10 protein-coding genes are annotated in these 9,319 nt (G+C 41.3%); 5 read left to right on the plus strand and 5 right to left on the minus strand.

The features are described from left to right. A partial coding sequence (locus tag D9603_RS17795; RefSeq protein ID WP_128732320.1) for an EamA family transporter occupies nucleotides 1-777 on the plus strand: 777 nt, incomplete at its 5' end. A gap of 21 nt (nucleotides 778-798) precedes the next feature. On the opposite strand, the gene D9603_RS17800 is transcribed toward D9603_RS17795, so the two are convergent. Further along, on the minus strand, nucleotides 799-2,445 hold the full coding sequence (locus tag D9603_RS17800; protein ID WP_128732321.1) for a S8 family serine peptidase: 1,647 nt from the start codon (nucleotides 2,443-2,445) through the stop codon (nucleotides 799-801). 159 nt (nucleotides 2,446-2,604) lie between these two features. Beyond that, nucleotides 2,605-3,654, minus strand: a complete 1,050-nt coding sequence (locus D9603_RS17805; protein ID WP_128732322.1) for an ABC transporter substrate-binding protein — start codon at nucleotides 3,652-3,654, stop codon at nucleotides 2,605-2,607. 241 nt (nucleotides 3,655-3,895) lie between these two features. On the opposite strand from D9603_RS17805, the gene D9603_RS17810 reads away from it, so the two are divergent. Then, nucleotides 3,896-4,291, plus strand: coding sequence for a cytochrome b562 (locus D9603_RS17810; protein ID WP_128732323.1), 396 nt, complete (start codon nucleotides 3,896-3,898; stop codon nucleotides 4,289-4,291). Nucleotides 4,292-4,352: 61 nt separating this feature from the next. Here the strand turns inward: D9603_RS17810 and ykgO are convergent, their stop codons facing one another. Together ykgO and D9603_RS17820 are read right to left on the minus strand one after the other, a co-directional pair. Beyond that, the gene (gene ykgO / locus D9603_RS17815; protein ID WP_080672543.1) at nucleotides 4,353-4,490 is read right to left on the minus strand and encodes a type B 50S ribosomal protein L36; all 138 of its coding nucleotides are present in this window, start codon (nucleotides 4,488-4,490) and stop codon (nucleotides 4,353-4,355) included. A 5-nt stretch (nucleotides 4,491-4,495) separates the two neighbouring features. Beyond that, nucleotides 4,496-4,753, minus strand: coding sequence for a type B 50S ribosomal protein L31 (locus D9603_RS17820; RefSeq protein ID WP_125253496.1), 258 nt, complete (start codon nucleotides 4,751-4,753; stop codon nucleotides 4,496-4,498). 531 nt (nucleotides 4,754-5,284) lie between these two features. Here D9603_RS17820 and D9603_RS17825 point away from each other — a divergent pair. Continuing rightward, a complete protein-coding gene (locus D9603_RS17825; protein ID WP_125253497.1) occupies nucleotides 5,285-5,539 on the plus strand; it encodes a hypothetical protein in 255 nt (84 codons plus the stop codon). Nucleotides 5,540-5,883: 344 nt separating this feature from the next. Here the strand turns inward: D9603_RS17825 and D9603_RS17830 are convergent, their stop codons facing one another. Continuing rightward, nucleotides 5,884-6,537 (minus strand): DUF6058 family natural product biosynthesis protein, encoded by a 654-nt coding sequence (locus tag D9603_RS17830; protein ID WP_125253507.1) that lies wholly within the window; start codon nucleotides 6,535-6,537, stop codon nucleotides 5,884-5,886. Between the two features lie 174 nt (nucleotides 6,538-6,711). On the opposite strand from D9603_RS17830, the gene D9603_RS17835 reads away from it, so the two are divergent. Both D9603_RS17835 and D9603_RS17840 read left to right on the plus strand, forming a co-directional pair. Beyond that, nucleotides 6,712-7,626: a 4-hydroxy-tetrahydrodipicolinate synthase gene (locus tag D9603_RS17835; protein ID WP_128732325.1), complete on the plus strand. Its 915-nt coding sequence runs from the start codon at nucleotides 6,712-6,714 to the stop codon at nucleotides 7,624-7,626. Between the two features lie 55 nt (nucleotides 7,627-7,681). Beyond that, a complete protein-coding gene (locus D9603_RS17840; protein WP_128732324.1) occupies nucleotides 7,682-8,965 on the plus strand; it encodes a DEAD/DEAH box helicase in 1,284 nt (427 codons plus the stop codon). Nucleotides 8,966-9,319: the final 354 nt, after the last annotated feature.

Consider the following 9,319-nt stretch of genomic DNA (forward strand, 5'->3'; position numbering starts at 1 on the left):
AAAAGGCTAGCGAGCTATTATAGCGCGGCACAGATGTCAGTGATGTTGAGTCTGCTTGTGCTACCAGTCTACCTTGGTTATTGGTGTTTCGTTGATAAGCAGCTACCTGATTGGAAATATTTTAAACCTGCGCTAATTAGCGGAGTACTTGCAGCTATTGGTAGCGTCAGCTTTATTCAAGCGTTGGCACTGGGCAGGATGGCATTGATCTTACCTCTGTTATCGGTTACTCCTGCTGTTGCTGGCATTTTTGCTTGGCTATTACTGGGGGAATTATTAACCTTACATCAGTCACTTCTTCTTACGGTGATTGTGAGTGCGTCTTTCATATTGCAAGGTGGCAAATTTATCTTTCAAGAGCCTGGTGCAAAACAAGTAACTATCACATCATTTTGTTGGGGGCTATGTATTGTTTTTGACAAGCAAGCATTACAGTACAGTTCGCTTTCTTTTCATGCCACGTTTATTACCCTAATGGTGCTTATGGTTAACTTCATCTTTCTACGCCCGAGGTATTCATTTCACGAGCTAACAAAGCATGCTGGGCTTTGGGGGTTGTCAACGCTTGTGTTTGCCATTGCTGTTATTGCCCAGATGCAAGCATTAAGTGGGCTACAGCCTGGGATGGTGGAGGGGCTGAAAAGAGCCATTGGTATCGTCAGTGCGAGTTTGCTCGGTATGTGGTGTTTTAAAGAACAGCTATCAATAAGAGAGTGGTGGATGATATTAGTTATCTTGATTGCCAGTGTTTTGTTAGCAATGAGTAGTGGTGCTTAAACACCACTACTCATCAAGTTGTTATTTACACTGTGCCACCTTTGTCCAAACATTTGAGTAGATTTCAGGGCTTGCACCTTGTGACCAGTATGTAGCTTTGTACTCGAATCCTTTGAATGATACTCGGTCACCTTTATAGTAGCGCTTTGTCGCATTCCATTCTTGGATACCTTTACATCCCGTAGGTGCGCCATCTACTGTAACGGAAACTGTTTTTGATGCTGTTTTATTGTTTGCAGCAGTTACAGTTAATGTCACTTGATAAGTACCAGCTGAAGCATAGGTATGTGATGGGTTTGTTTGCGAGCTCGTTGCACCATCACCAAATTGCCACTGGTAGCGACCAGACGTCGATTGGTTACTGAATGTAGCGGTCATACCATCTACTGTAACGCTAAAGTTCGCATTTACAGCGCCTGAGGTATCACAGCCATTCGCAGTTAAATAATCTACAGCAGCTTTCGCTTGGACAATACCGTGACCATAAGACGTATCACGTCCAGCTTGGCCTTTATCTTTTGCCGTTGCATTTAACACATTTCGGATTTGCTTGGCTGTACATTGCGGGAATTGACTCCAAACCAATGCTGCAACGCCGGAAACGTGAGGTGTTGCCATCGATGTACCACTAATGCTTCTGTAAGCACCGTTATTCCATGTAGAGTTAACACCAACACCAGGCCCTGCAATTTCAACCTGGCTGTTGTACTGTGAGAATGAAGCTTTAGATTCTGAGCTATCTACCGCAGCAACTGACACAACTGCATCATAAGATGCCGGATAGCTTAGCGAGCTGTTACCGCCGTTACCTGCTGCGGCAATATGTAGCATGCCACGTTGATAACTTTGTTCAAAGGCATTTCGTTCCGCCGTAGAGCTGCCACTGCCTCCTAAGCTCATGCTGGTTACGTTAGCGCCTGCTTGCTCACACTGCTCAATCGCTTTAATAAGATTAGAGCCATATGCCCAACGACCTTGGTCGTTAAATACTTTAACAATATGCAGACCTAATTGACCTGATGGGTTTACACCAACCACACCTGTTCCATTACCACCAAGCGCTGCTATTGTGCCAGCTACGTGAGTGCCATGTCCGTTGCCGTCATTACTCCATAAACCTGTATCGTAATTACCATAGCCATCATTACCGGTGATCCCAGTATTAGGTAAGTCTTGATGACCTAGCGTGTAGCCTGTATCCATGATACAAACCTTGCGATTACTGCTATAACTATCTGAAACCTGATCAGCCTGTACCATTCTAATCCCATATGGAGTGGCTTCTGCTAGCAAGTCAATTGCAGTAGGCTCTATCGCAGGCAAGTAACGCTTTGGGTCAATCTCAACTTGAGCAATATTCTTATCTTCCTGCAGTTGTTGCATTTGTGCAGGAGATACCTCTGCAACATACGCATTGACACTCGGAAGTGTGCCCAAAGCCGTTGTACCTAATGTTGTGTATGCCGCCTCCGAAAGGATCTGAGACTTCAAATGCGCGGCTTCAAGATCGTTTAGCTGTAGCGGTAATACGTTAGTTGTGGCGTTATCTTTTAATGTCACGATAACGCGCTGAGTGTCTGCCTGCGCTACTGATGAGAGGCTCGCGCAAACACATACGCTTAACGCCGAAAGCTTGATAAATTTTGTTGCTTTTTTACTGTTTTTCATAAGTTCACCTGTTTTACATGTTGTTTACGTTTGTAACTAAAACAGGTGTTGACATCGCTGTCAATTGGAAGGTGCTATTAGTTTCCAAATTGCATTATTTATAGTTTTTAATTTCTGTATTTGAATTGATAATTTTAAAAGTATAAATATATAGGTGGCTTATTGTTGTTTTTTTTGCTTTATTGAGTTGTTTATTTCCCGTATTGTAAATTGCTCTGGCTCATTAATGTAACGTGAAAATTCCAGCTGTCCAATAAAGTTTCCATGGATCGCGTTAAAAAGAAGTAAGTTTGACGTGTCTAGTTGTTCGAAAATTGATACTTTTAAATGTCCAATGTGGTCTTGGAATTGATGATAGTGGGCAAGCCTAGTAAGTGTGTAAGCCCCAAGAAGAACATGACCGCCTATAGAAACGTCAAGTTTCGGGGCAATATTCTTATCCCAATTAATACCACCTACGACTACTTTTCGCTGCAGTTCATTTGCAGCTTTTAAGGCGCCAATGGCTATTGGATCATTGGCAGCCCATATTGTTGTAATTGATGGGTCTCGACGTAACCATGCTGCTGTTATTCTGTACGCTTCTTGTTGTGACCACTGACAGTTTTCTTCAGCGATTAACTCAATCTCTTTATTATGCTCAAGGTAGGCTAGCATGCCCTTCTGTCTATCCAATGCAGCTGTAGTTGCGACATCACCTAGCAGTGCTAACAGGTGTTTAGATGGGGCGGTGGACTTCATTGATTTTCTCGCAAGTTGGTGCATTAACTTAAACCCGGCTTGGAAATTATTAGGTTCAATAGTGCCAATAATTTGATGTCCTGCATTGGCTAGCGCGAGTTCTGCTTCTTTTGACGGGCCGTTTAGCAAAAATATGATTTTTACGTTTGAGGCTGGTATTGATAATAAATAAGGAATAACGCTGGATTTCTCATCTACGACAATAAGGTAGTCTGGCTGATTGGATAATGCTTGGCTTATCAGTTGCTTCATTAAAATATGATTGCGCTCAGCATAGCTAATTTTTAACTCGATATTTAGGTTATTGGCGCTTGCTTGCATAATCCTGCTTACATTACGCCAGAAGTCTCCTGTGGGGTTTTCGTTGGCAAAGCCTGGATTCACAAACGTAACACTGAATAGTGGTGCAGCTAAAGCTATCTTTGAGGTAATTAAGAGCAGGATGAAAAGTACGAGTTTTTTGAACATAAGCCATAGCTGCGAAAATGTATTGATAAGTCAAAAGAACCGTTGCTTTACAAATTATAGCTCATAAATGCGCTTTAATGACAGTCATTATCACGCATATCATGTGGCTTTAATAGAGGAGCGCACGGGTACTGGTTGTTTTAAGCCAGCTTTTTACGAAGGTACCTAGGTTATCAACAATAAATGTAGCTCTGATTGCATTTGCTTTATACTAAGCGGCAAATCTAATAGGGAGACCCTCATGATAAAAGTAATTTACGCTATCATATTTTTTGTTGCTACTTCTGTCATCGCAAACGAGCAAAGTGACCTGAATAAAACAATGAAAAAGATGGGACATATATACAAATTAGCAGTGCAGTCTGAAACAAAACAACAAATGCAGGTACATCTGGATGAATTTAAGCTACTTGTACGTGAAAGCAAAGCGTTTAATTTTAAGAAAACGGTAGCTTCAGAATCATTAATCGGTCTTGAGCAAGTATTAGAAACTTTGGCGTTAGTTGAGCAGCGACTTGAGTCAGGCGAACTTGATGCTGCACGTCAAAAATTACTGGAAGTCGATAAGTTGAGGAAGAAATATCACGAGCTCCATGAGCCACCAAGCTTTTGGGAACTGTTATTTGGAAACAAGTGATAGTAAAGTCTACTCTAATCAAGTGCCGATCAGCGATGTTGATTGGCACTTGTTTATACATTTAGCGCTTTTTCTTTTTACCCTGTACCGCCTTAAATCTAGGGTTAGTTTTACAGATCACATACACTCTGCCTCTTCTTTTCACAACTTGACATCCTGGCCTATTTTTAGCGCTTTTAAGTGAGCTTAAGACTTTCATGATTTTTATCCTTTTTTAGACGCTAAATTTTTAAAGCGACGATTAAATTGCGCAACGCGGCCATCACTTGCAACAAGTTTTTGCTTACCTGTATAGAAAGGGTGAGAAGCGCTAGACACATCGATCGGAAAATAGGGATAAGTATTACCATCTAACTCAATCGTTCGGTCAGTTTTAATAGTGGATCCCACGATAAAGTATTTGTCTACAGATGTGTCATGAAAAGCAACAAGTTGATAGTCAGGGTGAATATTTGGTTTCATTACAACGATTCCTACATTTGTGTTTTGTTATACCATATCAAATATAAATTAAATAAAAACTATTCTCAACAACTAAATTTTGATGAGATGATATTTACAGCATAATGGTTGTTTTATCGTCGCCATCAACATGAAACTGAACGTATCTTGAGCAGTTAAAAAAAAGGGGGTTACTTTCCTCAAAATTGCCTGATATAACTAATGCTGCATAACAGATCATTATGATATGCGTATCAAAAAATTAGCGTAGTGCAGGTATATTGTTCATACCTGTTTTTACGGTAATTTGATTCGAAGCCATATAAATGTAAGGGCAGTTTGCATAACGACATTATTAATAGTCAAAAGCTTTTACCGAAGCTAGGAGTGGACTTTATCCTCCCGACTTGTTGGTGGAAGAATGTAACTCGTATTACGTACATCGTTCGTGGTATAAAGCAGTAGCCTCATAAATAACTAAAACCTAGTACAATGGTTTGCAACAGAGCATCGTTGTTGACCGATATAAATACAGATAAAAGAGCATTCATTATGGATAAACAAGCTGAATTAGATAACTCAATTTTAGCTAAACTGCAAAGCAGCGATGACTCTGCACTACAGCAAGAGCTGGATTCTTTGTCTTGTACACACAGCGATATTGTGACGCTATTAGCGCAGTATCAGACACTTAGCGAGCAAGAAGATGAATTGTTTGATGCTTGGTATGACAGTTTATGTGAAGATCAATTGAAAGTATTAAAAGCGTTTGAGATTATTCGTGCGCATATTGAGCAGCAAATATAGCCACAGCTTCTCTCGCTGTAATTACAAACGACCAATACCAAGGATTTGTGTTTAAGAAAAGTGCTATCGACAAGGCTTCAAGCTCCAGAAACAGCACATCTATTCGTGCTGTTATCAATAATTCATCAGAGCTTTAGACAATCACTGTTTTATTCGCTTGAAGCTAGCACCAGTCTGTAGGTTGCAACCGCCCATAGAGGGAGTTAGGCGATAAAGTGTCTTGTACCCGAAGAAGTACAAATTGGTATCTGATTTGTTCCAAGAAGTATTTAATTTTTGCTAGCAAGACGAAGCCCCTCTTTTGACGCTCAGAGAAGTCAGTTAAGTATGATATTAAATTTACGCTACTTTATAGACAAATCATACTTACGGATTAACTGATCAATGTACTTTGACCGTAGCGACTCAGTTTGCTCAGCTTGAGTGTTTGCTGCTAACGCTTTGTTGAGTAATTTCATTGCATTGTGTACTTGTTCTCGTTGCTCAGCTGCAATATTACTAGCTGTTCTGGCTTCTGTAATGTCGTCAATAATGGCACGGCCTAAATCAATATACAGCGCTTCTTCAATGAGCCCATTTTGGCTGATAACGCCGTATTTACCACACAAAAACTGTTGCCACACCTGCTGAACATGTTCAACTAAATCATCACTAAACGACGGATCTTCAGTATAAAAGCCTTTTTCTACACATCTACCCAATGCGTCACAATATTTTTGTCTAAAAAGTTCAAAGGCATTACTCGATTGATCTATTTTGTGTTTTTGTATCAATTGACCCCAATTTAATAAGCCGCGAGCGTAAAAGTCGGTGTACTCTTCGCATTCATAAAGTCCGAAGTAAGAACTACACTTTATTTGGTTCTGAATGCTGTAGCTTGGGTTAGGAAAAAGACTCAGACTTTGCCATTCGGCCAGTCGGTCTTCGGTAATTTTTAAGCTACTGCTCAGCTCAGCAGTGGTATAAAAGTGCGTATTTAAAAAATGTGACAATCCCATAAAGTAAACTGGATGGATATACAGTAGGTGTAATTCTGATGGATCTTTACGCAAATAACAAGTGTGCAAAGGCAAAATTAATCAGTTTTAATTGATTTCCATGATTTTATGGGTCGGATCTCCGTCGTATTTATGGTAAAAATGGCGGTTAACAGAATGAGTAATAGAAAAACCATGTATCATATCCAATCAATAAAAAAATCGAGCTTAATCACAGCAATTAAAACGCCTTATACCATGGCGGGCGAAATAGATTTAGATACCTTTGATAAATTGGTGGAAGCCCAAATTACGAACGGTGTAGACGGTATCGTAGTTGCGGGTACGACTGGTGAAGGTCAACTAATGAACTGGGAGGAGCACTTGATGCTGATTGCTCACTCAGCGAATAAGTTTGGTGATAGATTATTAATTGTTGGTAATACAGGAAGCAACAACACCAGAGAAGCAAAAAAAGCAACTGAATATGGCTTTGCTTCAGGCATGCACTGCGCGCTTCAAATTAACCCTTATTACGGCAAAACTTCGATTACAGGCGTGAAAGCGCATTTAAACGAGGTGTTAGAAATCGGTCCGGCCTTTATCTACAATGTGCCGGGTAGAACGGGGCAAGATCTTACCCCCGACATTATTGAACCGCTTGCAAATCACAAGCACTTCGTTGGCATGAAAGAGTGTGCCGGTGATGCTCGTATCGCTCATTATGAGGCAATGGGGATTGCTTGTTGGTCTGGGAATGATGATGAGGCTCATGATAGCCGCCATAAAAGCCAGTCCCACGGTGTTATCTCTGTGACGTCAAATTTGGTACCAGGGTTATTCCGGCAATTAATGGACGCACCGAATGACGCGCTTAACAAATCTTTGCTTCCACTAATGAAGTGGTTATTCTGCGAGCCAAATCCAATCGCGATTAATTCCGCTTTAATCATGACCGCAGCGGTAAAGCCCGTATTTAGATTACCTTATGTGCCGCTTTCTGTTGCACAGCAACAAGAGGGGATTGCGCTTCTTTCGCAATTGAAAGAAAGCGATTTTATTGGCGCTACACCAAAATTAATCGACGAAACGCTGCTTAAGTTTTGTTAAAAGCCCGTTTGTCATTTATAATCTGCGACCGTTTTTGATTCGGTCGTAGGTTATTATGGCAACGTTTTCTTCATTTAGTTTCGCACAGCCTCTTTTAGATGCGCTGCAAGACATCAATTTTCACACATTAACGCCAATTCAGCAGGCCGCAATTCCTGCCATTCGTCAAGGCAACGATGTGCTCGCTACAGCGCAAACTGGAACAGGGAAAACCGCAGCGTTTGCATTACCTATTATCCAAAAATTGCTAGAGACTGAGTCGCAGCTAACACCTCGTGCGCTTATTCTGGCTCCAACTCGAGAACTTGCTGAGCAAATCGCCAATAATTGCGCTACGTTTGCAAAATATACAGACTTAAAAGTGCAAGCGCTTTTTGGTGGAGTCAATGTTAACGGCCAAGCTGAGCGTTTAAAACAGGGAGTTGATATTCTGGTCGCTACGCCAGGTCGCCTGTTAGATCATATTCGCCTTGGTAATGTTGCTTTGAACACAGTAAAGTATCTCGTGCTGGATGAAGCTGACCGTATGCTCGACATGGGCTTTATCACAGACATGCAAAAGGTAATTGCATCGGTAGATGAGAACAAGCAGTTGTTACTATTCTCGGCGACTTTTCCGTCAGCGATGAAGCAATTTGCCAAACAAGTCCTGAATCAACCTAAGCTTATTCAGGCAACACCTGACAATAGCACTGCAGAGACAGTTCGCCATGTTGTATATCCAGTCAAAGAAGAGCGTAAACGGGAGCTACTCTCGGAACTAATTGGTAAAAAGAACTGGCAACAGGTGTTGGTATTTGTCAACATGAAAGAAACAGCGGACAAACTGGTTGAAGAGTTAAAGCTCGACGGGATTGACGCGAATGTTTGTCATGGTGATAAAACTCAAGGAGCCCGTCGCAGAGCGCTAAGGGAATTTACTGAGGGTAAAGTGCGTGTGATGGTCGCCACTGAAGTTGCAGCCCGCGGCCTTGATATTGTTGGTTTACCACGAGTAGTGAACTATGACGTCCCTTATCTGGCTGAAGACTATGTACACCGTATTGGTAGAACAGGACGTGCAGGGCAGTTTGGTTACGCCATTACTTTTGTGAGCCGTGAAGAAGAGTCGGATCTGATCCATATCGAGCAATTAATTGAACAGCAGATCTCGCGTTACTACTTACCAGGGTATGAAGTCGCTAATCGGGAAAAACTAGTGGAAACAATTCAGAAAAAGCCTGCACATCAACGTCGCAAAGCTCGTGTGAACAAGCCATCGAACCAAGCAAGTGCAGAAGCTCGATTAAAAAACCGTTCTCGTATTGCAAATGTGCGCAAGCAGCAGAAGCAAAAATAATCGTTAGTTAATTCACTTCAGCAACAACGCCAGTATTTATGCTGGCGTTGTTGATCTTACTCAGAGTGATACTTCCTTAATATTTACTCAATTTGAGTGATTAAATCAGCTGCTAATGGCAGAACAGATAAACAGTTTTCTTTACGGTTACAGAGACTATCGTTGATAGCTGGACACGACATCAGTGTTATCGACAAGGCCTTTGCGTCTCAAAGGGGGCGCTTTTCGTAAAGCAAGTAGGTATAGTAGGTTCTAATATAGTAGAATGTTCGAATACAACACAGCTCTGATGTAATACCAATTTGACTTAATACTTGCTCAATTTGAAGGAGTCAATCTGACGCTAACAGCGTT

The organism is Pseudoalteromonas sp. PS5 (assembly GCF_004103255.1).
Classification (GTDB): Bacteria; Pseudomonadota; Gammaproteobacteria; order Enterobacterales; family Alteromonadaceae; genus Pseudoalteromonas; species Pseudoalteromonas peptidolytica.